Annotated in this window: 23 protein-coding genes and 1 riboswitch; of the genes, 13 read left to right on the forward strand and 10 right to left on the reverse strand. The window is 40.4% G+C overall.

Annotation, left to right across the window (positions count from 1 at the left end; genetic code table 11):
* Positions 1–90: 90 nt before the first annotated feature.
* From abuO to F985_RS06995, 3 genes are all read right to left on the reverse strand, one after another.
* On the reverse strand, positions 91–1,437 hold the full coding sequence (gene abuO / locus F985_RS06985; RefSeq protein WP_004699212.1) for a multidrug efflux outer membrane protein AbuO: 1,347 nt from the start codon (positions 1,435–1,437) through the stop codon (positions 91–93).
* Positions 1,438–1,518: 81 nt separating this feature from the next.
* Entirely contained in the window at positions 1,519–2,424 is a 906-nt protein-coding gene (locus tag F985_RS06990; protein ID WP_004699216.1) for a DMT family transporter, read from the reverse strand.
* Entirely contained in the window at positions 2,417–2,998 is a 582-nt protein-coding gene (locus tag F985_RS06995; RefSeq protein WP_004699217.1) for a TetR/AcrR family transcriptional regulator, read from the reverse strand. The genes F985_RS06990 and F985_RS06995 overlap by 8 nt, the downstream gene beginning before the upstream one ends.
* A 110-nt stretch (positions 2,999–3,108) precedes the next feature.
* Between F985_RS06995 and F985_RS07000 the strand changes: the two genes are divergently transcribed.
* The 6 genes from F985_RS07000 to gluQRS all read left to right on the forward strand — a co-directional run bounded on the left by F985_RS07000 (position 3,109) and on the right by gluQRS (position 9,492).
* Entirely contained in the window at positions 3,109–4,191 is a 1,083-nt protein-coding gene (locus tag F985_RS07000; RefSeq protein WP_212749715.1) for a hypothetical protein, read from the forward strand.
* 34 nt (positions 4,192–4,225) lie between these two features.
* Positions 4,226–4,360: riboswitch (TPP riboswitch) on the forward strand.
* Positions 4,361–4,449: 89 nt separating this feature from the next.
* Positions 4,450–6,327, forward strand: coding sequence for a phosphomethylpyrimidine synthase ThiC (gene thiC / locus F985_RS07005; protein WP_004699222.1), 1,878 nt, complete (start codon positions 4,450–4,452; stop codon positions 6,325–6,327).
* A 75-nt stretch (positions 6,328–6,402) separates the two neighbouring features.
* Positions 6,403–7,029 (forward strand): NUDIX domain-containing protein, encoded by a 627-nt coding sequence (locus tag F985_RS07010; protein WP_004699225.1) that lies wholly within the window; start codon positions 6,403–6,405, stop codon positions 7,027–7,029.
* A 4-nt stretch (positions 7,030–7,033) separates the two neighbouring features.
* Entirely contained in the window at positions 7,034–7,846 is an 813-nt protein-coding gene (gene cpdA, locus F985_RS07015) for a 3',5'-cyclic-AMP phosphodiesterase (protein ID WP_004699227.1), read from the forward strand.
* Positions 7,847–8,057: 211 nt separating this feature from the next.
* On the forward strand, positions 8,058–8,594 hold the full coding sequence (gene dksA, locus F985_RS07020; RefSeq protein ID WP_002121205.1) for an RNA polymerase-binding protein DksA: 537 nt from the start codon (positions 8,058–8,060) through the stop codon (positions 8,592–8,594).
* Between the two features lies 1 nt (position 8,595).
* Positions 8,596–9,492, forward strand: coding sequence for a tRNA glutamyl-Q(34) synthetase GluQRS (gluQRS, locus tag F985_RS07025; RefSeq protein ID WP_004699233.1), 897 nt, complete (start codon positions 8,596–8,598; stop codon positions 9,490–9,492).
* Between the two features lie 48 nt (positions 9,493–9,540).
* On the opposite strand, the gene ftsW is transcribed toward gluQRS, so the two are convergent.
* From ftsW to F985_RS07050, 5 genes are all read right to left on the reverse strand, one after another.
* Positions 9,541–10,737, reverse strand: coding sequence for a putative lipid II flippase FtsW (ftsW, locus tag F985_RS07030; RefSeq protein WP_004699234.1), 1,197 nt, complete (start codon positions 10,735–10,737; stop codon positions 9,541–9,543).
* Positions 10,738–10,763: 26 nt separating this feature from the next.
* A complete protein-coding gene (gene murD / locus F985_RS07035; protein WP_004699236.1) occupies positions 10,764–12,110 on the reverse strand; it encodes a UDP-N-acetylmuramoyl-L-alanine--D-glutamate ligase in 1,347 nt (448 codons plus the stop codon).
* A gap of 147 nt (positions 12,111–12,257) precedes the next feature.
* Entirely contained in the window at positions 12,258–12,509 is a 252-nt protein-coding gene (locus tag F985_RS07040) for a DUF6587 family protein (RefSeq protein ID WP_004699237.1), read from the reverse strand.
* A gap of 12 nt (positions 12,510–12,521) precedes the next feature.
* A complete protein-coding gene (feoB, locus tag F985_RS07045) occupies positions 12,522–14,378 on the reverse strand; it encodes a ferrous iron transporter B (protein WP_004699238.1) in 1,857 nt (618 codons plus the stop codon).
* Positions 14,375–14,635 (reverse strand): FeoA family protein, encoded by a 261-nt coding sequence (locus F985_RS07050; protein WP_004699241.1) that lies wholly within the window; start codon positions 14,633–14,635, stop codon positions 14,375–14,377. The genes feoB and F985_RS07050 overlap by 4 nt, the downstream gene beginning before the upstream one ends.
* Positions 14,636–14,779: 144 nt before the next feature.
* Between F985_RS07050 and xerD the strand changes: the two genes are divergently transcribed.
* The 4 genes from xerD (at position 14,780) to thrC (ending at position 19,402) form a co-directional block, all read left to right on the forward strand.
* Positions 14,780–15,700, forward strand: coding sequence for a site-specific tyrosine recombinase XerD (gene xerD / locus F985_RS07055; RefSeq protein ID WP_004699247.1), 921 nt, complete (start codon positions 14,780–14,782; stop codon positions 15,698–15,700).
* 146 nt (positions 15,701–15,846) lie between these two features.
* On the forward strand, positions 15,847–16,662 hold the full coding sequence (locus F985_RS07060; protein ID WP_004699249.1) for a DsbC family protein: 816 nt from the start codon (positions 15,847–15,849) through the stop codon (positions 16,660–16,662).
* 244 nt (positions 16,663–16,906) lie between these two features.
* Positions 16,907–18,208 (forward strand): homoserine dehydrogenase, encoded by a 1,302-nt coding sequence (locus F985_RS07065; RefSeq protein ID WP_004699253.1) that lies wholly within the window; start codon positions 16,907–16,909, stop codon positions 18,206–18,208.
* Between the two features lie 54 nt (positions 18,209–18,262).
* Positions 18,263–19,402, forward strand: coding sequence for a threonine synthase (thrC, locus tag F985_RS07070; protein WP_002048893.1), 1,140 nt, complete (start codon positions 18,263–18,265; stop codon positions 19,400–19,402).
* Between the two features lie 108 nt (positions 19,403–19,510).
* Here the strand turns inward: thrC and pbpG are convergent, their stop codons facing one another.
* Complete coding sequence (pbpG, locus tag F985_RS07075) at positions 19,511–20,557, reverse strand: D-alanyl-D-alanine endopeptidase PBP7/8 (protein WP_134263468.1); 1,047 nt, start codon at positions 20,555–20,557, stop codon at positions 19,511–19,513.
* Between the two features lie 211 nt (positions 20,558–20,768).
* Here pbpG and gacA point away from each other — a divergent pair, with 211 nt between their 5' ends.
* Genes gacA through F985_RS07090 form a run of 3 tightly spaced genes read left to right on the forward strand, consistent with a single transcriptional unit; the run spans position 20,769 to position 24,429 of the window.
* A complete protein-coding gene (gene gacA / locus F985_RS07080; RefSeq protein ID WP_004699257.1) occupies positions 20,769–21,404 on the forward strand; it encodes a response regulator transcription factor GacA in 636 nt (211 codons plus the stop codon).
* Positions 21,405–21,414: 10 nt separating this feature from the next.
* Positions 21,415–22,983 carry a sensor histidine kinase gene (locus F985_RS07085; protein WP_004699258.1) on the forward strand — a complete coding sequence of 523 codons (1,569 nt, stop codon included), beginning with the start codon at positions 21,415–21,417 and terminating at the stop codon, positions 22,981–22,983.
* A 24-nt stretch (positions 22,984–23,007) separates the two neighbouring features.
* Positions 23,008–24,429: a sigma-54-dependent transcriptional regulator gene (locus F985_RS07090; RefSeq protein ID WP_004699259.1), complete on the forward strand. Its 1,422-nt coding sequence runs from the start codon at positions 23,008–23,010 to the stop codon at positions 24,427–24,429.
* A gap of 3 nt (positions 24,430–24,432) precedes the next feature.
* Here F985_RS07090 and F985_RS07095 read toward each other — a convergent pair whose 3' ends face one another.
* A complete protein-coding gene (locus tag F985_RS07095) occupies positions 24,433–25,617 on the reverse strand; it encodes a S41 family peptidase (protein WP_004699262.1) in 1,185 nt (394 codons plus the stop codon).
* Positions 25,618–25,620 lie beyond the last annotated feature (3 nt).

The raw sequence follows: 25,620 nt of genomic DNA on the forward strand, positions 1-25,620 counted from the left end.
ATGGCGCAGGGATAAAATGATTGAGCATTAAAACACATCAATCATTAAATTTTTATGACAAAATTAAAATTCAGATAAAAGCATTTTTTATTACTGATACGTTAACCAGCTGTTTAATTCGACCAGATCTTTTTCACCTAACTGGCCTACAGCAGCTTTTAAACGCAGTACATTTAATAAATAGTCATATTGAGCATTAAGATAATCCTGTTTTGCAGAAAAAGCATTACGCTGCGCCAATAAAACATCAACCATACTTTTTAAGCCTTCGTTATAACTGGCTTTTGAAGCTTGCGACACCAGTGCCGAAGAATCCATTGCCGCTTTTCTTGCTTCAAGCTTGGCTCGATCTGTATCTACCTGCATGAAAGCGCTTTTTACGTCCACATTGGCACGGCGAATGGCCGCATCAAGTTGGGCTTGCGCTTTATTTAACTCTATAGTGGCTTTTTTAATAGAAGTTCGAGTCTGCCCGCCATTAAATAAGTTCCAGTTCATCTCTACCCCAACCTGATCAAACTTTCCATCAGTCGAAATGAGCGTTTCTGGGGTTTGTTTGGTATAGCCATAGCTCGCAACTGCATCTACCTGTGGATAAAGTGCTGCCTTTTCCACACGGCGTTGGTCTTCGGCATATTGCTTTTGTGTGCGTGCCTGCAAGATCTTTAAATTTTGTTGTTGGGCTAAACTTAACCAATCATCAAGCTGAGCTGGATAAGGTTTTTGAAAGGTAAAATCACTTCGTAAGACCGCAAGCTTATCTTGATAAGGGCCAATATATTCAGATAATTGCTCTTGTGCCAAAAGAAGCTGAACATTGGTCGCAATACGATTTGCTCTGGCATTTTGATATTGAGCATTTGCTTCACTTACATCACTACGCGCTACCAAACCCTCTTTAAGTTTGGCATTCATCATATTGAGCTGTTCAAGCAAAGCCTTTTCTTCTTGTAAATTTGCAGCAGTAAGTGCTTGCTGACGAAGTACATTAAAATAAGCTTCTGCGACATTTAAAACATGATCTTGTTTTTGCAGTTTTAAAGTGATTTCACTTAAAGCAATTGAGGTTTTAACTTGCTTATAACCTTCCCAAGCATCCATACGAAAAAGCGGCTGACGCGCAGATAGAGTCGCTTGTCGGGTTGTGGAAGTACTGCTTACTAAAGCATCTGACAGTCCTTCTTGATCTACACCTGGAAAATTTGAACGCTTTACTGTTTGGCTATTACGATTAATTTTTCCAGATAAGGTAACTGTCGGTAATAAAGCACCCGTTGCCAAGCCTAAATTGAGCTGATCTGCTTCAAATTGTTGTTGATTCGCTTGCCATGTCGGATCATTTTGTTTCGCGCGCTCATAAGTTTCAACTAAATCTAGAGCAAAACTTGACGAGGTAAAACTCCATAAACCCGCCACAAGCATTAATTTTATTTTCATTGTTTAAATCAACGATAAAACTTGGCTTTAAGACTAAGAAAAATTCGAATCAAACTCAAGCCATTAAAAGTTTTAGTTTTTTTAAGAGTCCTGCGGTTTTGATAATATTAAAATACAAATAAAAATCAAAAACATGCCGATCCATCCCAACCATGATACATGCTCACCCACCAACACAATCGCAAAAATCGCAGCAACTAAAGGTTCAAATAAAGTTAAGGTAGTCGCTTTGCTCGCATTTACAGTCTTTAAGCCAAAACCGAAAAGTAAATAACCTAAAAACATAGGAATCAGCATCATATAGCCAGCTACAAGTAGATTGGTTGAACTTTGTAATAAACCCCCACCTGTAACCAACAAAGTAGGAAGCAAAATAACTGCCCCACCACCCATAATCATGCCCATTGCAGCTTTAGAGGCAACACCTCGATCTATTAATCTTTTTGCAGCCCATGAATAAAGCGAATAAGTTGTAGCTGCGACAATTCCAAGAAAAATACCGAGGTATTTATTCCATTGATTTGTACTATTTAGAACTGCATGACTTTCACCCATCGACAACATCGCTACGCCAAGCACACCGCAAATAAAACTTAGAAACCAGATGGCAGATAAAGCTTTGCGATCAAAAAACCGCTCTAAAATTGCTGCAATCAGTGGAGCCGAGCCAATTGAAACCACAGTACCAATCGTAATGCCGGCATAATGCATTGAGGAATAAAAAGCCAAGGGGTAAATACCCACCGCCGCTACACCCAAAAGTAGTATTAAAAGATTCTCCCTTATAAATTGTCGGTTTTCACGGATCGCTCGGGATGCAACTAAAGCTTGTAAAAGACCTCCACCGCCCATCGCTGCGGCACCAATAGCAAGTGGGCCAAGTGTCGGTGCAAATGCCGCCGCAGTACCTGTTGTTCCCCACAAAATAGAGGCAACTAAAATCGCAATTGTGCCTCCATAGCTACTATTTTTAATGAGGCTAATCATGTGGACATTCTCTATTTAAAATGTCTTCTGCCATTTGCTTTGCTAATAGAAGTTGACGACTGTTGCCTTCCAACCCTGCTCGTGCCATAGAGCCTTCCAAAAGAAATGAAAGCTGTGTAGCCACATAGTTAACACGCTGTGAGTCTGGTATTAATTTTTTTAAATGCTCGGCAACAATAGCCTCAACTTCTTCTTTATGTTGTCTTACCGAACTTCGACCTGAACTATTCGCGGGAAACTCTGCGGCAGCATTTAAAAGCCCACATCCTCGAAACCCTTTTTCATAGGCAAATTCCGCATGGTCTTGATAGGCATCAAATACGGCTAAAATAGCGTCTTTAGGTGTTTTTGTTATTGCTAAACGGTTTTGATAAAGATCAAGCCACTCTTGATGCCGTGCAGCAATATAGGCATCGACCAACTCACCTTTTGAAGAAAAATTATTATAAAGCGACATCTTGGCTACATCTGCTTTAGTCGTAACTGAGTTAATACCAGTTGCAGTAATGCCATCGTTATAAAACAAAGTTGAAGCGGCATCGAGAATTTTCTGTCTTGCTGTTTTATCATTCATAGCTTTAATTTAAGTAGACCGACCTACCTAATAATAAAGATTTCTAACAATGATGCAATCTTTTTCCGAGTTATAATTTGAGCAATATTTACTTTGATAAAAATACAATCATGAAAAAAGTTTTAATGATGAGTATGTGCAGTGCACTACTTTTAGCTGGTTGCAATAAAACCTCACAGCAAGATCAAGTTGTATCTAAAGAACAAAAACCTACTGAACAAGAAGCTACCCAAAAACAAGAAAGTAGCTGCACACAAATCATGACTGCAATGCAAAAAATTAATCAAAACAGCAAAATAGAAGACTTAAACCAAATTAATGAAAAACTCAAAACCTGTGTTTCATCATTAAAAAATGAGGAACAAATTAAGCTAATGAATGCTTCAACCGCCATGTATCAACGTTTCCTTAAACAAGACGATAATGAAAAAACAGCGAAAGCTTTTGAGGCATTTGGCTATGCCATTTTAGAAAAAGAACCATTAGATGCTAAAAAAACAATGAAAACCAAGAAAAAGTTATTCGATCAGCTTAGTGCTCGTGATCAATATCTGATTCAACATGAGGGCCAAGTCTATATCGAACTTCTCTATCAAGGTGAAGGCATGTTTACGTATCGACGTCAGCCAAACTATTTAGTTGATGTTTTTGCTAAAGCCCTACCCGCTGACCAAAAAGAGTTCTTAACGCGTATGGCAAAAGACAATAAAAACATTTTCTATGACGACGGTGCTTTGGCTATCTCATGGAAAGAGCTTACTGAGCGTGCATTATTTTGGGAGAAATTTATTCAAAAATATCCAAAGAGTTATTTTATTAGTGATGCAAAATTATTATTTAATGAGTACCGATACTTTATTTTCTTTGGTCTCGATAATACGCCTGTGTCCGATGAGTTTGCTCCAAACACATGGATTGATAAAGATGCTTTACAACAAATTCAATTTTTATCTACACAAAAACAGTCGAGTTTAGCGAAACCTGCTCAAGAGTTTCTTAAATTTATTGCCACTCCAGTTGAAGAGCGAAATAAGCAGTTTAACCTAGATTTAATGGATGAAAATGGACAGGAAAAATCAAACTATCAGCTTGTACATGAACAGCTTGAGCAGTTATTAAAACTAGAGTCACCATGGAATACTCAAAGCTACCGTGACTGCCACATGGATGCGGTTTGTATAGATACAAATTGACAATGCCAGCCAACCTAAAACATGTTAGTCTTTAAATCGCTTGACGGAGCGCGAGTAATAGCTCGCTGAGATTGTGTAAATTCCGTGTTATCGCAACACAAGTTTGATCACAAGTACCGTTGAACCTGATCAGGTTAAGACCTGCGTAGGAATCAAGCCATCTAAAAACTTACAGCCTTAAATTTATCTACTAAAGATAAATCCGCCATCGTTTTTGGTCGTGCTTGATTCGTTGATGTTATTCATAAGGATCATGTGATGAACCAGTTAACGAATCTTTCTTCTGCTGAAATTTCAGCACAACATGAACAAGATGCAAAAGATTTAACCCGCATCTTGCCCGCTTCAAAAAAAGTTTATATTGAAGGCTCTCGCCCTGATATTCAGGTTCCAATGCGGGAAATTTCTTTAACAGATACCCCTACTGGACTTGGTGGTGAACATAATCCACCTGTTATGGTCTATGACACGTCAGGTGTTTATACAGATCCGAATGTTCAAATTGATTTAGACAAAGGTTTACCTTCAGTTCGCCAAAACTGGATTGAAGAACGTAATGATACCGATGTACTTGATGGCTTAACTTCAAAGTTTGGTCAGGAACGTTTAAAAGACATTCGTACCGCTGACATTCGTTTTGCTCATATTCAAAACCCACGCCGCGCTAAAGCAGGTAAAAATGTCACTCAAATGCACTATGCCAAGCAAGGTATTATCACACCTGAAATGGAATATATTGCAATTCGTGAAAATCAACGCCAGCGTGAAGGTGTTGATATGCGCCAACATGCTGGACAGAATTTTGGTGCAAAAAACTTAAAAGAAATTACCCCTGAGTTTGTTCGCCAAGAAGTTGCTGAAGGTCGCGCTATTATTCCTGCCAACATTAACCATCCAGAACTTGAGCCAATGATTATTGGTCGTAACTTCTTGGTTAAAATTAATGCCAATATTGGTAACTCAGCTCTTGGCTCTTCAATTGATGAAGAAGTTGCGAAAATGACTTGGGCAACCCGTTGGGGTGCCGACACGATTATGGATTTGTCGACAGGTAAGAACATCCATGAAACACGTGAATGGATTATTCGTAACTCACCTGTTCCAATCGGTACCGTGCCAATCTATCAAGCCCTTGAAAAAGTGGATGGTGTTGCAGAAGACCTAACTTGGGAAATTTTCAAAGACACACTGATTGAACAAGCAGAACAAGGTGTTGACTACTTCACAATTCACGCAGGTGTCTTGCTTCGCTATGTACCACTTACAGCAAACCGTTTAACGGGTATTGTGTCGCGTGGTGGTTCAATCATGGCTCAGTGGTGTCTAGCACACCATGAAGAAAACTTCTTATACACACATTTCGATGAAATCTGTGAAATCATGAAAGCTTATGACGTGTCATTTAGTTTAGGTGATGGCTTACGTCCGGGTTGTATTCAAGATGCCAATGACGAAGCTCAGTTCAGCGAACTTAAAACATTAGGTGAACTAACTCACCGTGCATGGGAACATGATGTTCAGGTCATGATTGAAGGACCAGGCCATGTACCAATGCACATGATTAAAGAGAACATGGACTTGCAGCTAGAAGTATGTAAAGAAGCGCCATTCTATACGCTTGGGCCATTAACAACTGACATCGCACCGGGTTATGACCATATTACATCTGCAATTGGTGCAGCCATGATTGGTTGGTACGGCACAGCGATGCTTTGTTATGTGACGCCAAAAGAGCATTTGGGCTTACCAAACAAAAAAGATGTTAAAGACGGAATTATTACCTATAAGCTTGCAGCACATGCTGCTGACCTTGCAAAAGGACATCCGGGTGCTCAAGTTCGCGATAATGCCTTGTCAAAAGCTCGTTTTGAATTCCGTTGGGATGATCAGTTCAACTTAAGTTTAGACCCTGACACAGCACGTAGCATGCATGATGAAACCTTACCAAAAGAGGCTCATAAATCTGCTCACTTCTGTTCAATGTGTGGTCCGAAATTCTGTTCAATGAAAATCACCCAGAATGTACGTGACTATGCCAACAATCTCACCAATAACGATTCAGAGGTTGAAGAAGGCCTCAAAGCGATGAAAGAGGTTTATCAAGAGCAAGGACAAAAACTGTATCATAAAGTGTAAATATTCAAAAAAAACACTTGCCTAGACATGATTCTCGGTTAGGATGAAATAAATAGATTTCGTCCTGATCGAATCATGAGTATTGTCGAGCGTCCAAGTTATACATCTAAAGATGTCGAAGTAACATCACGTGAATCTCTGTTCCGTGGTTTTATTCAAGTTGAAAAAGTTAGCCTTCGACATCGTCTATTTAATCAGTCTGAATATACTCCTGTATTGCAGCGCGAACTTGTACATCGGCCTGAAGCGGCTGGTGTTCTTCTCTACAATGACCAAAAACAACAGTTTGCACTGATTGAACAGTTTCGTGTGGGTGCTTTAGGTGATTTTCAATCACCATGGCAGCTTGAAGTTATTGCTGGGGTATTAGATGGTAATGAATCACCAGAAAACTGTATTCGACGTGAAAGCCTTGAAGAATCAGGTTGTGAAGTTCAGGATTTAGAACATCTATTTAGTTTTTACCCATCAGCAGGCGCATGTTCCGAGCTATTTCACCTGTATGTTGCCGAAACCAATTTACCCGATGAAGGCGGTATTTTTGGGGTAGATGATGAGGGTGAAAATATTCAGCTACATTTGTTTAGTTATAGTGAAATTCAAACACTACTAGACAGCGGACGTTTAAGAAATGCCCCTGTTATTATGGCATTGCAATGGCTGGCTCAACACAGCAAAACGATAATAAATCCGAAGAGGTAGGACGGTGACTTTTCAAGTCTCAACACTTTCACAAAAAAATCATGTCATCATACAAATTACCGATACACATTTATTGGAGTATCCACAGCTAGAATTTGTCGGGATGAATCCTGAAGAAAGTTTCCATGCCATTATCAAACAGATATTAAAGCTACATCCTGAAGCAGACGCGATTATTCATACTGGAGACCTCGCACAAGCACCAACACCGCTTACCTACAAGCGTTATATAAACTTTATGCAAACCTTGGGGTTACCTTTTTTTCATACGCTAGGTAACCATGACAATGTGGACCACTTTCCTTTGCATAACGAAAATCATCAGGAACCTGTGGTTGTAGGTTTAGGCAACTGGCGCATCATTATGCTCAACAGTGCCGTAAAAGGAAAAATAGATGGTCATTTGTCTTCAGAACAATTAAAAAATCTAGCGAACTTGCTTGAACAATTCGCAGATCATCCAGTTTTGCTGGCTTGTCATCATCATCCATTTGCCATGAAATCAAAATGGATTGATCATCATAAGCTTCAAAACTCAAATGCCCTTCTAGATACGTTAAGCCCGTTTAAAAATGTAAAGGCATTGGTCTGCGGACATGTCCATCAAGACTCTCTTAATATTTGGCAAGGTATCGAGTTTTTCTCCACACCTTCAACAAGTGTGCAATTTAAACCGTTTAGTAAAGATTTTGCGCTCGACCAAAATGCACCGGGTTATCGTTACATTCGTCTGAATAATGATGGCACTTTTGAAACAAAAGTATTTCGACTTGAAAATTTTAAAACCCTTATAAATACTGATATTTCAGGCTATTAACCCTATTTTTTATATGCTTATATAGAATTATGACTAGGGTAAACACGTTTTGAAAATATTTACGGGTCAGAATGACTATCATCTTGCAGGAAAAATCTATATGATGACGACCCGATGGGAAAATCCCATCGATGGTTTTCTATAAAAACACTTGCATATCACCATATTTTTTGCGTATAGATAATACGTGTATGATGAGGAATGCCCTATTATGGCGAATGACAACCACAACCAAGTTTTGGATGAACATACAGAAGTTGTAGTAGAAGGTGATAAAGCTTCTGCAAAACGTGCACGTAAAGTGAAACCTAAAACTTCTGACATAGGCACAACTGCAAGTTTATTTGGTATTGCACCTTATCAACCTAAGAAAAATGAAGAGTACATGTCTGAAGGACAGCTCGAGCATTTCCGACAAATTCTGCAAGCATGGAAAGCTGAATTAATGTCTGAAGTTGATCGTACTTTAAATACGATGCAAGACGAATCAACTGCACTGCCAGATGTAAACGACCGTGCTACCCAAGAAGAAGAATTTGCAATTGAATTACGTACACGCGACCGTGAACGTAAATTAATTCGTAAAATCGAACAATCTATGGAAGCGATTAAAAACGAAGACTACGGTTTCTGTGAAACTTGTGGTATCGAAATCGGTTTACGTCGTTTAGAAGCACGTCCAACTGCAACGTTATGTATTGACTGCAAAACTTTGGCAGAAATTAAAGAGAAGCAAAATAACGGTTAATATGACCGCTGTAGCTACTCAAGAAAAGCCCAGCTTTTCGTACTCAGGTCGGTTTGCGCCCTCGCCAACCGGCCCTTTACATTTCGGGTCACTGATTACTGCTGTTGCCAGTTATTGTGATGCCAGAGCTCATCAAGGGCGATGGGTAGTTCGTGTTGAAGACACCGACATCCCACGTATCTATCCCGGTAGTGAAGACCATATACTTGCATCAATTGAAGCTTTTGAGTTCGATTCCGATGCCGAGATTATCTTTCAAAAAGGCCGCCTAGACATTTATGAAAGCGTATTAGACCAGCTTAAAAAAGAAGGTCTGGTTTATGCTTGTCAGTGTACCCGTAAAATGCTCGGTTCAAATGCAATCTATGCAGGCACTTGCCGTGATTTACATCTCGACTTTCAAGATCAAGCAATTCGGGTAAAAGTTCAAGATCAGCAAATTTGTTTCGATGACCGCCTACAAGGATACCATTGCTCCAATCTGCAATATGACCTTGGAGACTTTGTTCTTAAACGCCGCGACGGCATTATTAACTATCAACTTGCTGTAGTTGTAGATGATTATCTGCAAGGCATTACTCACGTTGTTCGCGGTGCAGACCTCTTAGATAATACCGAACGTCAAATCTGGCTAGGTCAACTGCTCGGTTATCCTAAACTCAGCTATATGCATCTTCCCTTAGCTATGAATGACCAAGGGCAAAAACTTTCTAAACAAAACCTTGCTCATGCGCTTGATTTAACCAAGGCACCTCAATTACTACAACGAGCTATACAAGCACTAGGCCAACCAAACGTCGATTTAGACCGCCCCGAAGTCATGCTCAAGCAAGCTGTAGCGCAGTGGAATGTAGATTTAATTCCTCATAAACAAGAGCTCAGCGGAACATATTTATAAATAAAAAAGCCCGATTTGATATCGGGCTTTTTATAACAACTAAATGCTTTAGAAGTTTGATTCTTCTCTTTCAGGATTCACTTCTTGAGTTGATGCATCAATCTTTAAGATCAAACTAATCATGGCTGCGCACATCATTAAAGACGTACCACCATAACTAATAAATGGCAGAGTTAAACCTTTAGTTGGCATTAAGCCCATGTTCATACCCGCATTTACCAAAATCTGGAGTAAGAAAATAATACTAATGCCATAAGCTAAATAGCCCGCGCGAAGATAATGGTGTTTCAAAGCACGATGACCAATTTTGATACAACAAGCCAACATCAAGAAAGACAAGCCAATGACAATCGAAATACCAAAGAAGCCAAACTCTTCACCTAACACGGCCAACATAAAGTCAGTATGTGCTTCAGGTAAATAAGATAGTTTTTGAACACTATGTCCCAAACCTGTTCCAAACCATTCACCACGACCAAATGCCATGAGTGCATTCGATAACTGATAACCCACACCTAATGGGTCTGCCCATGGGTCAGTAAATGAAATCAAACGTTGAAAACGATAAGGCTCAAATAAGATTAAGAACACAATACCCGTTACAATCGCACCTAGCATGATTAAGAACTGCGTTGGTGGTGCACCAGCTAAAAAGAATACCCCAACCATCATCATGACAATAACGATCGTTGCCCCCAAGTCAGGCTCGGCAATAATCAAACCAACCGTAATTGCCATCACACCACTTAAACGCAGTAAACCTTTCCAGTGCGTACGAACCTCTTTAGCACGGCGTACCACATAGTCTGCTGTAAAGATTGCCATCATAACCTTGGCAACCTCTGTAGGCTGCAAGGTAAAACCACCGATTTTAATCCAACGAGTAGAACCATTCACTTCCGAACCTACCGCCAGAGCAGCAAGTAACAGCACCATGGTTAATAACCACAGCGGGAAAGTGTTTTTAAACCATGTATTCAGTGAGATTCGGTAAGTCAAATACGCCACTACCCCAGCAACCGCAATAGAAATTGCATGGCGGATGACATAGTGAAACGGGTTCTCATGCATATATTCGGCATAAGGCATGGAAGCAGATGCAACCATCACCGATCCGATACATAACAAAGCAACGACACAGAAAATCAGAACATTACGTGGTGTCACTTCCGCTGGCCATTTAGGCAATATCCGTTCATACCACTGATTGATTTTCTGGATTGTGGTCTGAGCTAAGCCTGCCATACTACATTCCTAATCATAATACTTCTTTAAACCAACGAATTGACGCAGGCAACAAACTGCTGACCACGGTCATTATAACTTTTAAACATATCAAAACTTGCACACGCTGGTGATAGCAACACCACGTCTTCAGCATGCGTTTCACGTTGACACAGCTCTACAGCTTCTTTAAGCGTTGCTGCATGTAAAATTTTAGTTGCACCTTGAATAGACTGCTCAATGACTGGAGCATCTTCACCAATCAATACCACAACTTTGGCATACTTTTCGATAGAAGAACGTAACGGAGCAAAGTCTTGGCCTTTACCTTGTCCACCCAGAATTAGGGCTACCTTACCTTTCTTCACTTCAATCGCAGCACCTAAACCATCAATTGCTGCAAGTGTAGCGCCAACATTGGTTCCTTTAGAGTCATTGTAATAACGTACATCATGCACGGTTTTTACATATTCACAGCGATGCTCTAAGCCTTTAAAATGTTTTAAAGTTTCAAGCATAGACTCCATAGGTAGGCCAATTGCTTCACCCAATGCTAAACACGCTAAAGCATTAGCTACGTTATGCATACCTTGAATATATAAGTCTGAGCTTTTAATTAAACGCTGCAAGCCACGAGCAAGCCAAAGTGTCCCGTCAGCATCTCTTAAAACGCCGTACTGGTTTAAGTCAGGTGCATTTAGTCCAAAGCTTTGCATAGGGGTTGTATCAGGTACAAGAGGACGGCTTAAAGCATCATCACGGTTAAATACAACTTTCTTGGTACCTTGGAAAATACGGTGTTTTGCTTTGTGATAACCCAACATGTTTCCGTGACGATCTAAGTGATCTTCACTCATGTTAAGGACTACAGCGACCTCAGCATTTAAGTGAGATGTGGTTTCTAACTGGAAGCTTGATAACTCAAGTACCAATAACTCTGGTTGATCTTTTAATAAATCTAGAGCTGGACGACCAAGATTGCCACCAACAGCAACTTTCTTACCTGCATCTTTAGCCATTAAGCCCATTAGAGTAGTCACAGTACTCTTCGCATTAGAGCCTGTAATCGCGACAATCGGCACATCTGTTGCACGGCGAAGTAGCTGAATATCACCTACTACAGAAATACCTTGAGCAATGGCTGCCTGAATCTCTGGTAATTGTGGTGCGAGGCCCGGGCTTAAAATAATTTCTTCTGCTTGTAATAGTAATTCTTGATCAAGCTGACCAAAACTGGTCTTTACTTCTGCAGGAATTTGATCATGACCGGGAGGTGTGGGACGAGAGTCTGTTACTGCAACTTGGTAGCCTTGTTCATGCAGGAAATTTACAGCAGAAACACCTGATATACCCAAGCCTGCTACAACTTTTAACCCACCACGTTGTATTAACATTTTTGCCCCACAATTTATCAATCGACAGAATGGCAAAAATGTTAGCACTTTGCTGTTTTGAATACTTTTTCAGTTTGACTTTTATTCTACTTTTTTTGTGTCAGTGCGTAAAAAAGCCATCATTCGATGGCTTTTTATACAAAAAAATTAGCGCCACTTCACCGTTTGCACAGGAGTGGACTTTTGTGCAGGTGCATCATCCGTAGAACAGCCACAATTGCCGCCACAACCAGCAGCCTGTTTAGGCTTCAGCCATGCCGCCAAACGCTGCCAGCCCAACTTTTGACACTGGGTTGATAGCACACGAAATACTGAAGCGGACGTTTGAGGAAATACCTTTTTAAAGACAACAATGGCACTCCACAACACCAATACAGCAACAATAAGGTAATCAAACATAAGCGCCTCCTATTAACCCCAAATGCGTGATGCAATTTGGTAGGTTAAAAATGACATGAGATAAGCCAAACCAAAGAGATAAGCCGTCATGACTGCCACATGTTTCCATGAACCTGTCTCACGGCGTACTGTTGCTAAGGTTGCTAAACAATGTGGTGCATAAACAAACCACACCAATAAAGACAAGCCTGTAGCCAATGACCAACCTGTGCCGTTTGCACTAATCAAATGGGCAAGCCCTTGTGCAACCGCATTATCATCAGCACCAGATAACGCATATACCGTACCTAATGCTGCAACCACAACTTCACGAGCAGCCATCGCAGGAATTAATGCCACCACGATTTGCCAGTTAAAGCCAAGCGGTGCAAATAAAGGCTGAATAAAGTGCCCTGCCATACCCGCAAAACTATAATCAATTGCTGGTAGTGTTGCGCCTTCTGGCGCTTGAGGGAAAGTACACAAGAACCAAAGAATAATAGTTAAGGCAACAATAATCCCACCAACACGACGCAAGAAAATCTTTGCACGTTCCATCAGCCCAATAGCAATACTTTTGGGGTCAGGAAAACGATAACTTGGTAACTCCATTAACAGCGCATGTTGTGATTTGTCTTTACGCAAGAACTTCATCACAAAGGCAACACAAAGCGCACTTAAAATACCCGCCATGTATAAACCAAACAGCACCAGACCTTGTAAGTTAAAGACCCCTAAAACAGTTTGACTTGGAATAAATGCACCAATTAACAAGGCATAGACAGGCAAACGTGCCGAACATGTCATGAGAGGTGCAACCATGATCGTGGTAAAACGATCACGCGAATCACTGATACTTCGAGTTGCCATAATGCCGGGAATGGCACAGGCAAAACTCGATAATAATGGAATGAAAGAACGGCCACTCAAGCCAGCTTTAAACATTAATTTATCGAGCAAGAATGCTGCACGCGGTAAATAACCTGACTCTTCGAGTACCAGAATAAAGAAGAAGAGAATCAAAATTTGTGGCAAGAATGCCAATACTGTGCCCGCTCCCGCCAGAACACCATCTACCACTAAACTACGTAGCACAGGTTGATGAATAGCTCCATTTAACCATTCACCTAACCATGGAATGACACCATCTTCGATTAAAGCTTTAAACGGTTCAGCCCAAGCAAATACTGCCTGAAAGACAATGAACATCATCACTGCCAAGCTGAATAAACCCAACACAGGATGTAAGAAAATTCGATCTAGAAAATCAGTACGTTTATCATCATGATCAACAAAATGAACTACATCTTTAAAAATCATTTCGATTTTTTGATGATGTCCACCACTTAAACCACTTAGCTCTGTATGCGGTACGGTATATTTTTCTTGGTCAAGCGCATGCAATAAGTTTTCGATGCCTGAGTTACGTACGGCAACCGTTTCAACAACTGGAACACCTAAACGCTCAGACAACTTCTGTGTATTGATTTGAATACCGCGACGACGCGCCTCATCCATCATATTCAATACAACCAGAATTGGGCGCCCTAATTCAATAATTTCAAGCACCAAACCCAAGTGCAGTTTTAAGTTGGTCGCATCGACAATACATAAAAAAGCATCTTGCTGCCCTTCTTCGGCAATTTTGCCTTGGCAGACATCACGAGTGATTTCTTCATCGGGGCTAGTTGCCTGCAAACTATAGGTACCCGGCAAATCTAGTACACGAACGGCACGGCCAGAAGGTAACTGAAAGTTACCGACTTTACGCTCTACGGTTACACCCGCATAGTTAGCAACTTTTTGTCTTGTTCCAGTTAGGTGGTTAAACAGTGAAGTTTTACCACAGTTTGGATTCCCAACAAGGGCAATACGTAGCGCATCCCTCATGCCGGTACTCCTTCTAACTGAATCTCGATTTTTTCCGCTTCCGCCTTACGTAAAGCGAAACGAGTAAAGCCAATTTGGATTAAGATCGGATCACCACCAAAAATACCCTTGGTAATCACTTCTATTCGAGTACCTGGCACAAAGCCCAGACTTTCCAAACGAATTGCGACCAAATCTTCTTGCTCGGACGTTTCTGTCATCCGATCTACTTTGGTGATGGTAGCCGCTTGCTTCACTTTCAACGCTGATAAACGCACCGCATCCGATCCTAAAACCTTTTTTTCTAGTATACATATAAATGAGAATAATTACCAAATAAGGTTAAATTTCAATTCTCACCTACTTTAATCGACAAATCTTAAAGTTTCTTTTAAAGTACAGTGGTTTAGAGGATATTGTTTATGATAAGTAAAAAACCGCGTATTCCGAGCCCTGTTCAAATTCCTGAACATTTGAGCTTTTTACAAGGTTTTCGTGACTATTTGGTTGCTCAAACAGTGAGTCCACATACTCGTAATGCTTATTTATCTGACCTAATTCAATGTGCTGAACTTCATAAAAAAAATAGCTTGCCGAAATGGTCGAGTGATGACATTTCTGATGTCTTAATTGAACTTACCCAAATAGGAAAAAGTCCACGCTCAATCGCACGCTGCTTATCTGCCCTACGCCAGTTTTACAAATTTTTACGTGAACAAAAATTACGAAGCGATAACCCCGTAGCGACACATCACTCACCCAAAATTGGCCGAGCTTTACCCAAAGATTTATCAGAAGAAGATGTAGAAGCACTGATTCAAGCGCCTGACATTACAACAGCTTTGGGGTTGCGTGACCGAGCGATGTTTGAAGTGCTTTATGCATGTGGTTTACGCGTTTCTGAGCTAATCAACCTACGCTTGGAGCTAATCAATTTAAAACAAGGCTATTTACGTATTACGGGTAAAGGCAATAAAGAACGTTTGGTACCTTTAGGTCAATATGCTTGTGATTGGGTAGAGCGCTACTTAAGCGATGCACGTCCTCAACTTTATAAAAGCTCAACTGACTATTTATTCTTAACTCAACATGGCGGAATCATGAGCCGTCAGAATTTTTGGTATGCGATTAAACGTTACGCCTTGCAAGCTAATATTCAAGCTGAACTATCGCCTCATACCTTACGCCACGCCTTTGCAACACACTTGCTCAATCACGGTGCTGACTTACGCGTAGTACAAATGTTATTGGGTCATAGCGACTTATCTACCACCCAAATCTATACCCATGTGGCACAAGTGAGAATGCAACAATTACATGAAAAACATCATCCTAGAGGTTAAAATTTTTTAAGCGAATGATTTGAAATTCATCAAACAATCGTTTGATTTCGTTCACAAAGGTTAAGAAAGTTTTAACAATACACACTAGATTTTTTGTTATGCTTAGCAGCTTCTGACTATAAATACTGATGAAATAAGGGTTATCTATGTCTTTTACCCGATCTCAACTTTTTCTTGCCTGTGCTTTGGCTTCTAGCTTGCTGTTCAGTGCTTGTTCTAAAGAAAACAAACCACAAAAAGAAGATGCACTCACAGCGACCGCACCTGCTACTGGGGAAGCGTCAACCATCATTGAACGCAATGCTAAACAGCGTTTAATTGAAACTTTGCAAAAACAATTTAAGAACGCAAATATCAACGCCAAAATTTTAGATATCAAGCCGACAGAAGTTCCTAATTTATATTGGGTAAATCTCGAAGGCATGACATCAATTTATACAACCAGTGATGGTAAATACCTGATTCAGGGTGATGTCATCCGTTTAGGTGGCAAAGAGCTGCATAATATTGGTGATAACCTGCAAGCTTCAGAAAATAAAAAGCATCTTGCTGCTTTAAAAAATGAAGATTTGATTGTTTACCCAGCGAAAGATGGTAAGGCTAAACATGTGATTTATGTGTTTACCGATGCAAGCTGTCCTTATTGTCATAAATTACATGAGCATTTAGCCGAGATTAATGAGAAAGGCATTGAGGTTCGTTACATTGCTTGGCCACGTGGTGAACAATTTATGCCAACTATGGAAGCCGTTTGGTGTAGTGCAGACCGTAAAGCTGCATTTAACCAAGCTGTACAGGGCGTTAGTATTCCGCCAGCTCAATGCAAAAACCCTGTCCGCGAACAATATCAACTTGGTTTAAACATGGGCGTGAATGGTACTCCTGCAATCTACAATGTTGATGGCGAGTACTTGGGTGGCTACTTAACACCAGATGAATTGATTAAAAAATTGAATAAATAATATTCGCCAAGCTGATGAATGATTAATCAGTCATCCCTTCAACAAAGCGCTGCTCATATTGCAGCGCTTTGTTTTTTCAATAATTAATACTTTTTCCACCAATGTTTAAAGACTGATCTAATCAGCTTTTCCGAACATCGCACTCTAATTGATTGAACAAGCATGAAAAGCGCTAGAGTCTGGCGTTTTTTTTAGCTATGATCTAGCTTCAACTAAATGATTAAATGATGATATGGAGTGTGACGTGAAACCAGTTCGCCTGGCAATACTCGGTTTAGGAACCGTAGGTGGAGGAGCCCTTAAACTACTACAAGAAAATGCCGCTGAAATTAAACGTCGCACCGGTCGAGAAATTCAAATTACCCACGTTGGAACACGTCGCCCTCGTCCAGATCTTGAATTAGAAGGGATTAAACAAAGCGCGGACTTACTTGACATCGTTCGTCAACCAGACGTTGATGTGGTTGTAGAAGTGATGGGTGGGATCCACCCTGCTTACGAAGTCATTATGGAAGCGATCAAACACGGCAAACAAGTCGTGACTGCAAATAAAGCCTTACTCGCTGAACATGGCAATGAACTATTTAAAGCAGCTGAAGACAATGCTGTACAAATTGCTTATGAAGCAGCAGTAGCTGGCGGTATTCCAATTATTAAAGTGATTCGTGAAGGCCTTGCTGCAAACCATATTGAATGGTTAGCAGGCATTATTAATGGTACAGGCAACTTTATTCTGACTGAAATGCGTGAAAAAGGTCGTGCATTTGATGATGTATTAAAAGAAGCTCAAGAACTCGGTTATGCAGAAGCAGATCCAACTTTTGACGTTGAAGGTATTGATGCTGCGCACAAGCTTACCATTTTAGCGTCTTGTGCGTTTGGTATTCCTCTTCAGTTTGATAAAGTTTATACCGAAGGTATCAGCAAAATCACTGCGCAAGATGTGAAATATGCCGAAGAGCTTGGTTTCCGCATTAAACACCTAGGAATTGCACGCCGTGCTGAAAAGGGTATTGAACTACGTGTTCACCCAACGCTTATTCCAGATGAGCAGCTTATTGCAAATGTAAACGGTGTTAAAAATGCTGTATTAGTTCAAGCGCATGCTGTAGGTCCAACGCTTTATTACGGTGCTGGTGCTGGTGCTGGCCCAACAGCTTCCGCTGTTGTTGCCGATGTAATTGATATTGTTCGTGACATCTCTTATACCGAAGATGGCGCAGGAACAATTCCTCAGCTGGCTTTTGAAGCATTAACAAATGTGCCAATTTTAAGCCGCGAAGAAATGACCACAGGTTATTACATCCGCTTAAATGCTGAAGATCAGACTGGTGTACTTGCAGATGTAACGACCATCTTAAGCCGTGCTGGAATCAGCATTGATGCCATCATGCAACAATCCCGCTTAAAAGACCTTATTCCAATCGTGATTTTGACCGATCCAATCGTTGAATCAAAAATGGATGACGCTCTTGCGCAAATTCAAGCATTACCTGCTATTCGTGGCGAAATCGTAAGAATTCGTTTAGAATCGCTCGATAGTTAATCAGGTTGAGGGAAAGATTCCCTCTCCCGCTTCACCTCTAATTGGAACACCATCATGTCTAATGCCAATCGTTATACTGGTCTTGTAGATCGTTATCGTGACCGTTTGCCAGTTTCGGCAACTACTCGTGCTATCTCTTTGGGTGAGGGCAACACCCCACTCATTAAACTTGAGAATATTCCACGTATTATTGGCAAAGATGTTGAAATTTATGTGAAATATGAGGGTTTAAACCCGACTGGTTCATTTAAAGACCGTGGTATGACCATGGCTGTAACCAAAGCGGTTGAAGAAGGCTCTAAAGCGATTATCTGTGCATCTACTGGTAACACTTCTGCTGCTGCTGCTGCATACGCTGCTCGCGCTGGTATCAAAGCATTTGTTTTGATTCCGGAAGGCAAAATTGCGATGGGTAAAATGGCGCAAGCGATGATGTATGGTGCGATCACTATGCAAATCCGCGGTAACTTCGATGATGGTATGCGTCTTGTAAAAGAAGTGGCTGATCAAGCACCTGTAACGATTGTAAACTCAATCAACCCTTACCGTTTGCAAGGTCAAAAAACCATTGCTTATGAAATCGTTGAAGCTTTGGGCCGTGCGCCTGATTATCACTGCTTGCCAGTAGGTAACGCAGGTAACATCACAGCTCACTGGATGGGTTATACAGAAGCTGTAGCAAACCAACCTGCTGATCAGTTCGAACAAGTTATTTACGATGCTGCGACTGATCAATTCACTGGCCCTAAACCAGAAGGCTTACCAACAATGGTAGGTTACCAAGCTTCTGGCGCAGCTCCATTCTTACGTGGTGCTCCAGTTGAAAGCCCTGAAACAGTTGCAACTGCAATCCGTATTGGTAACCCACAAAGCTGGAACCATGCAAAAGCTGTGGTACGTGACTCTAAAGGCTGGTTTGATGAACTTCAAGACAGCGAGATTTTAGAAGCTCAACGCTTACTTTCTATGTATGAAGGTGTATTTGTTGAGCCAGCGTCTGCTGCTTCTATCGGCGGTGCAATCCGTGACATTAAAGCGGGTAAAATTGCTGAAGGTTCTGTCATCGTATGTACAGTAACTGGTAATGGCTTGAAAGATCCTGATACTGCAATCAAACAATGTGCTGATGCAGTGATGTTGTCAATTGATGCAACAATGGACCAAGTAAAAGATTCGATTTTATCTAATATGTAAGATCTGAGTTTTTATAAGAAACGGCTGTTTAATACGGCCGTTTTTTTATGTCTTTTTTATATCCATAAAAAAACGCTTCTTGATAGAAGCGTTTTTTAAATATTGAACTTAAATACGTTTTGGCAAATTACTCAACCAACCCAATAAGTTAGTTGCATCGTTATTACGTGCCTGTGTACTTGGCTCACCAAGCAATACAATCACTGCTGGACGTGAGTTTACAGTCGTATGCATCACGACACAGCGACCGGCTTCATTGATATAACCAGTTTTTGACAAGTTGATATTCCAACCACCATTACGCACTAGCGCATTGGTATTGTTAGATTTCAACACGCGATAACCCAAGTTAAAATCATAAGTCGGTGTAGTTGAGAATTGACGGATTAAACCATACTGAGATGCTGTACTCGCCAAAATTCCTAAATCACGTGCAGAAGAAACATTGCGTGGGTCTAAACCAGTTGATTCATAATAATGAGTTGCACTCATACCCAAAGAACGTGCTTTAGCATTCATCGCTGCTACGAATGCAGGACGACCACCCGGATAAGTACGCGCTAAAGCTGCTGCTGCTGGGTTTTCAGATTTCATTAGAGCAAACAGAAGAACTTCTGCACGGTTCATCTTGTCGCCAACACGTAAGGTTGAGCTTGAGTTTTTACCATTTGCACCAGCAAAATCAATTTGCTCAAGTGTAATTTCTTCTGACATGTTTAAACGCGCATCTGCCGTTACAACTGCTGTCATTAATTTGGTAATAGACGCAATCGGTACCGATGCATTGGTATTTTTACTATAAAGAACCTCACCTGTTTGCGCATCCATGACAAGTGCAGCACGTGCACTTACACTCGGCTGGGCATTAAAACCCCCGGTATCACGAATTGGAGCAACTCTAGGTGTAGAGCTAATAACTTTCGGTGCATTACTGCCACGCAAAGTTGTAGTTACAGATGTTGAACCTTGCGGAGTTGGCTCATCATCTTCATCATTTAAAAGTTGACTAGCATCCGCTGCCGACCAATTTAAACTTGCAGTACCAGTACTCCCTGAGGACGGGTTATTGACGAGTTCTGCAAAGCTTGTTGAACTCAAACTAAGCAAAATAGACATGCTTAGCACATGCATTAAAGACTTTTTAGAATTTTTCACGGCACAATACTCGACTCAGGGTGACACACATTTGCGCTTACTATCATTATGCCTTACATTTGAGATATAAGGTATAAAGGTTTACCGACACAATTGTGCACAACTATTCGCTCACTATAGAAGAATAGGATTGCTAATTTTGTCATTCCATTGCAAGCTTATTTTGCTTTATGTAACAAAAAACTTGTTTTTTGAAAGAAAGGAGGTCTTCTTGATTACAGTTTTAGTTGTCGATGACCATGAACTGGTACGTACGGGTATTTGCCGTATGTTAGAAGATCATGCAGATGTTGAGGTAATTGGACAAGCCGAATCTGGGGAAGAAGCAATTGCTATCGTTCGCCAACAACATCCGCAAGTCGTACTACTTGATGTCAACATGCCGGGCATCGGTGGCGTAGAAACAACTCGTCGTTTATTACAAACAGCTCCAGAGACGAAAGTCATTGCTGTGAGCGGCCTTGCCGAAGAACCCTACCCGTCTTTATTGCTAAAAGCCGGTGCAAAAGGTTATATCACCAAGGGGGCACCAATTGCCGAGATGGTTCGTGCAATTAACAAAGTGATGCAAGGTGGTAAATATTTTAGTGCTGATATTGCCGAACAACTAGCAAGCTCATATTTATACGACACCCAACAATCCCCTTTTGATTCGTTATCAGAACGTGAAATGCAAGTTGCCATGATGGTTGTCAACTGCATTAGCGCACAAGAAATTGCCGATAAACTTTTTGTGAGCGTGAAAACTGTAAATACTTACCGTTATCGTATTTTTGAAAAGTTAGCAATTGATAGCGATGTAAAACTTACACATCTTGCGATTCGCTACGGTCTGATTAAACCATAATCAGACTTACATGCACTCTCCTTTAAATTCATCCCTGTCCCATACGATTTTTCGTTTGGGCACTTGGTATGGTTTATACCGTCTTATTATTGCGGTTAGCCTGACTATTATTTTGGTTTCAACCAATGCTCAAGCCGACAATAGTTTGCAGCAACCATCTTTATATTTTTATACGCTACTAGGCTACTCAATTGTCAGTCTTGTTCAATTGTTAGGCTTTAAATTTATCGCAACTCAGGCAACACGCCAGCTTGCTTTATTTTTTATTGTCGATGTTATTTGTTTGAGTTTACTGACTTTTTCTGTTGGTGAACCAAATTTACAGCTTAGTCTACTTTATGTAATTGCAATCTTTACCTCGGCAATTTTGCTCAGCGCAAGAATGTCTTTAATCATTACCTTGCTTGCGATCATTGCAGTTATTTACCAACGCTTCGTGGGGAGTTTGTTCGACTACAACAATCTAAACACGATTGGGAATAGTGCCTTACTCGCTTTCTTATTTTTTGTCGTTCATGGGATTGGTCAAATTGCGGTTCAGCGCTTTAAATTACTTGAAGCTTTGACCTTTCACCAGTCAGTTGAACTTTATCAACTTCAAAATATTAACCGTTATATTTTAGAACAAATTGAAGAAGGCTATTTAGTCTTAGATGAAGACTACAACATTGTGCTCAGCAATCCAGCTGCTTGCTCACTGCTCGGTATTCCACCCCAATTTGCCAACGAAAAATATCCTTTAGCCAAGTGGCATACCGACTTATATGAGATTCTTAAGTTTGGTGAATTACAAGAAGGTGACCGATTTATTTTTGAGTCCCGCCTATCGACTTATTCCATTAATATTAAAGTGCAGCACCTTTTGGTCCCACAACAAGCACTGACACTGCTCATTTTACAAGATGCCCAGCAAATTAATCAGCAAGCACAACAGCTCAAACTTGCTGCTTTAGGGCAACTTTCAGCAAGTATTGCACATGAAATCCGCAATCCTTTGGCTGCAATTGTACAAGCAAATGAGCTACTTAAAGATAGCGATCCAGAACAACAAAATACTTTGCGACATATGATTGGTAAACAAGCCAAACGTATTGACAGTATTGTTCAAGATACTTTGGGGCTTGCACGTAGTGAAAGAACTCATCCTATTCAGATTGACTTAAGTCATTTTATAACAAGTTTATTCGAAGAAGATTTATCAGACGTTAAGCACTCTATCCGACTCGAAATATCTGATAATTATCTAAAATTTTTATTTGACGAAAAACAATTACGACAAGTTATGATCAATTTGGTGCGAAATGCTTTACGGCATAATGCACCTGATTCACCTAATGTCACGATCAATATTCATTCACAAGCAAATAAAATTTATATTGATGTGATCGATTACGGTGAAGGTGTATTAAAACGTGATATATCTCAACTATTTAAACCATTTTTTAGTACCGAAATTAATGGAACTGGTTTAGGATTATACTTGTCTCATAGTTTCTGTGAGGCAAACCATGCAAAGCTCACTTATGTAGAGCAAAAACAAGGGGCATGCTTCAGAATAGAGTGCCCAATAATATATTGATTTTTTTATTAGGTTTTTGGGGAAATGGCAGAACAGCAACCACTGGTTTTGCTTGTAGACGATGAAGAAGATTTGTGCCTTTTAATGCAAATGACACTTGCACGAATGGGGATTAAAACACATCTTGCTTATCGGGTTGAACAGGCCAAACAACTCTTCACTCAGTTTCATTACGACGCATGCTTAACCGATTTAAATCTACCTGATGGTAGCGGGTTAGACTTAGTCAAACATGTCTCTCAAAACTACCCCAACACCCCAATTGCAGTTTTAACTGCATACGGCAATATGGATATTGCAATTGCTGCATTAAAAGCAGGTGCTTTTGATTTTGTGAATAAACCTATTAACCAAGTCCATTTAGATCAGTTATTGCAAAAGGCGCTCAATCGGCAACAAACAGATCAAGACTTTGCAGAAACAGCGCTAGAAAATAAATTATTAATCGGCCGTTCTCTACCTATTCAACAATTACGCATTGCAATTAAAAAAATTGCTCGCTCTCAAGCACCTGTATTTGTTACAGGTGAGTCAGGAACAGGTAAAGAAGTAGTTGCCAACCTAGTTCATCGGTTAAGTAACCGTAGTGAAGGTCCTTTTATTGCAATTAACTGCGGTGCCATTCCAACTGAACTCATGGAAAGTGAGCTGTTTGGACATAAAAAAGGCAGTTTTACTGGGGCAACTCAAGATAAACAGGGTCTGATTTTATCGGCTCACGGCGGTAGTTTATTTTTAGATGAAATTGCCGAATTACCACTTAGTATGCAAGTCAAACTACTGCGTGCGGTACAGGAAAAAAAGATCCGTCCTCTCGGTTCCGATCAGGAAATTGATGTTGATTTCCGTGTCATTAGTGCGAGTCATCAAGACTTGGATTTATTGGTTAGACAAGGCAAATTCCGTCAGGATTTGTTTTTCCGTATCCATGTTATGGACTTGATGTTACCACCGCTACGAGAACGTGGCGAAGATGTCCTTTTACTTGCAAATCACTTTATTCAGAAAATTTGTATGGAGTGGGAAACACCACCCAAACAATTAAGCGACGCAGCCGAGACTTATCTCTTACAGCAACACTTTCCTGGCAATGTTCGCGAATTAAGAAACATGATTGAGCGAGCAATCACCCTAAGTGACGATGCTCAAATTGATGTACCACACTTACATCCAGCACCATTAAGAGCAAATATCTCTAGCTCAGTACCATTGGTATCTCAGACAATACAAAATAACGTGACAACGCCTCAAGTTGTAAAAAAATTGCCAACTGAAGGATTGGAGCGTTATTTAGAGAACATTGAAAAAGATATTCTGCTCAATGCACTCAATATGACCCATTGGAACAGAACTTTAGCAGCAAAAAAACTAGGAATGACGTTTCGTTCTTTACGTTATCGTTTGAAAAAATTTGGCTTAGACACCGAGACTGAACAGGAAGTATAAACCTTACTTCCTTTTTAGAAGTAAATCGGCAACACGCTCCAAATAAACATCTTCTTTCATTTCTGGCGGTAAGGGATAGGTCTGATTAGGTTGAATACCTTGCCCTTCAATCATATTACCATTTGGTGTGTAGTAATGTGAGACCGTCATTTGCAAGGCTGCCCCACTAGGCAGAGGGAAAAGCTTTTGTACAACACCTTTTCCATAACTTTTTTCGCCAATGACCCAAGCACGCTGATGCTCTTTCATTGCAGCAGTAAAAACTTCTGCTGCTGATGCGGATCGATGATTAATTAAAATACCGACCTTTATATTTTGAAAATCATTGCCCGGTAAAGCCTGAAATTGCTGATTACCTTCTGAACGACTTTTTGTAGAAACAATAATGCCATGATTTAAAAATAAATCGGCTGACTCAACAGCAGCAGATAGCAACCCGCCTGGGTTATTTCGTAAATCAATTAATACTGCTTTTAAACGCGAAGAACTATTTTCTTCAATCAAACGCTTAATTTCATTAGCAGTATCTTGCTGGAACACTCTAATTTTTAGTACCAATACCTGATTGTGTAACATGACAGGTTCGATGTCAGTTTCAATCTTTTTATTACGAACCAAACTGATTGGAGTATTTGACTCCTCGGTCTGTACCTGAAGTGTTGATCCTATTGAACCATACAGCAAACCAGATATTTGATCTTGCGTCAGGTTCTTAAGTTCTTGATTATCAATTTTTAAAATTGTCTGGCCATTTCTTAAGCCTAGTTTATATGAATCTGAACCTGTCTTAAGGTCGCGAATCATCCATTTATGAATATGTGCTTCTGGACTTAATGCAAAATCAACCGAGGCTAGATCACCTTCGGTATATTGAATGAGTTGACGGTATTCTTCAGGAGACAAATAGCGTGAATAACGATCTAAACCGCTGACTAATCCTTTAATGGCTTGTAAAAATAAAGCATCGTCCGACTTTTCATCGACATAGTTATCCCGAACAATCCCATAAATTTGTACAAACTGCTGAATCGACTCAATAGGGACTTCTGCATAACTTTCTTCTGATTCTGCCGGATCAACATGCTGCGGTGATAGTTTTTCTTTTACAACAGGAGCAGCAAGAGCGAGGTAGCTGCAACACATCAATACACTACCCAAAAAAGCTTTATATATTTTGTGTTGCAGCATTTA

This window comes from Acinetobacter seifertii (assembly GCF_000368065.1).
Classification (GTDB): Bacteria; Pseudomonadota; Gammaproteobacteria; order Pseudomonadales; family Moraxellaceae; genus Acinetobacter; species Acinetobacter seifertii.

What these genes read in the sequence shown, in the direction of transcription:
- abuO (WP_004699212.1), bottom strand. Translation starts at nt 1,437, where the DNA reads ATGAAAATAAAATTAATGCTTGTGGCGGGTTTATGGAGTTTTACCTCG.
- F985_RS07040 (WP_004699237.1), bottom strand. Translation starts at nt 12,509, where the DNA reads ATGTTTGATTACCTTATTGTTGCTGTATTGGTGTTGTGGAGTGCCATT.
- feoB (WP_004699238.1), bottom strand. Translation starts at nt 14,378, where the DNA reads ATGAGGGATGCGCTACGTATTGCCCTTGTTGGGAATCCAAACTGTGGT.
- gluQRS (WP_004699233.1), top strand. Translation starts at nt 8,596, where the DNA reads ATGACCGCTGTAGCTACTCAAGAAAAGCCCAGCTTTTCGTACTCAGGT.
- F985_RS06990 (WP_004699216.1), bottom strand. Translation starts at nt 2,424, where the DNA reads ATGATTAGCCTCATTAAAAATAGTAGCTATGGAGGCACAATTGCGATT.
- F985_RS07085 (WP_004699258.1), top strand. Translation starts at nt 21,415, where the DNA reads ATGCACTCTCCTTTAAATTCATCCCTGTCCCATACGATTTTTCGTTTG.
- thrC (WP_002048893.1), top strand. Translation starts at nt 18,263, where the DNA reads ATGTCTAATGCCAATCGTTATACTGGTCTTGTAGATCGTTATCGTGAC.
- F985_RS07060 (WP_004699249.1), top strand. Translation starts at nt 15,847, where the DNA reads ATGTCTTTTACCCGATCTCAACTTTTTCTTGCCTGTGCTTTGGCTTCT.
- murD (WP_004699236.1), bottom strand. Translation starts at nt 12,110, where the DNA reads ATGTTAATACAACGTGGTGGGTTAAAAGTTGTAGCAGGCTTGGGTATA.
- F985_RS07010 (WP_004699225.1), top strand. Translation starts at nt 6,403, where the DNA reads ATGAGTATTGTCGAGCGTCCAAGTTATACATCTAAAGATGTCGAAGTA.
- F985_RS07095 (WP_004699262.1), bottom strand. Translation starts at nt 25,617, where the DNA reads ATGCTGCAACACAAAATATATAAAGCTTTTTTGGGTAGTGTATTGATG.
- ftsW (WP_004699234.1), bottom strand. Translation starts at nt 10,737, where the DNA reads ATGGCAGGCTTAGCTCAGACCACAATCCAGAAAATCAATCAGTGGTAT.
- F985_RS07090 (WP_004699259.1), top strand. Translation starts at nt 23,008, where the DNA reads ATGGCAGAACAGCAACCACTGGTTTTGCTTGTAGACGATGAAGAAGAT.
- thiC (WP_004699222.1), top strand. Translation starts at nt 4,450, where the DNA reads ATGAACCAGTTAACGAATCTTTCTTCTGCTGAAATTTCAGCACAACAT.
- dksA (WP_002121205.1), top strand. Translation starts at nt 8,058, where the DNA reads ATGGCGAATGACAACCACAACCAAGTTTTGGATGAACATACAGAAGTT.
- F985_RS07000 (WP_212749715.1), top strand. Translation starts at nt 3,109, where the DNA reads ATGAAAAAAGTTTTAATGATGAGTATGTGCAGTGCACTACTTTTAGCT.
- xerD (WP_004699247.1), top strand. Translation starts at nt 14,780, where the DNA reads ATGATAAGTAAAAAACCGCGTATTCCGAGCCCTGTTCAAATTCCTGAA.
- F985_RS06995 (WP_004699217.1), bottom strand. Translation starts at nt 2,998, where the DNA reads ATGAATGATAAAACAGCAAGACAGAAAATTCTCGATGCCGCTTCAACT.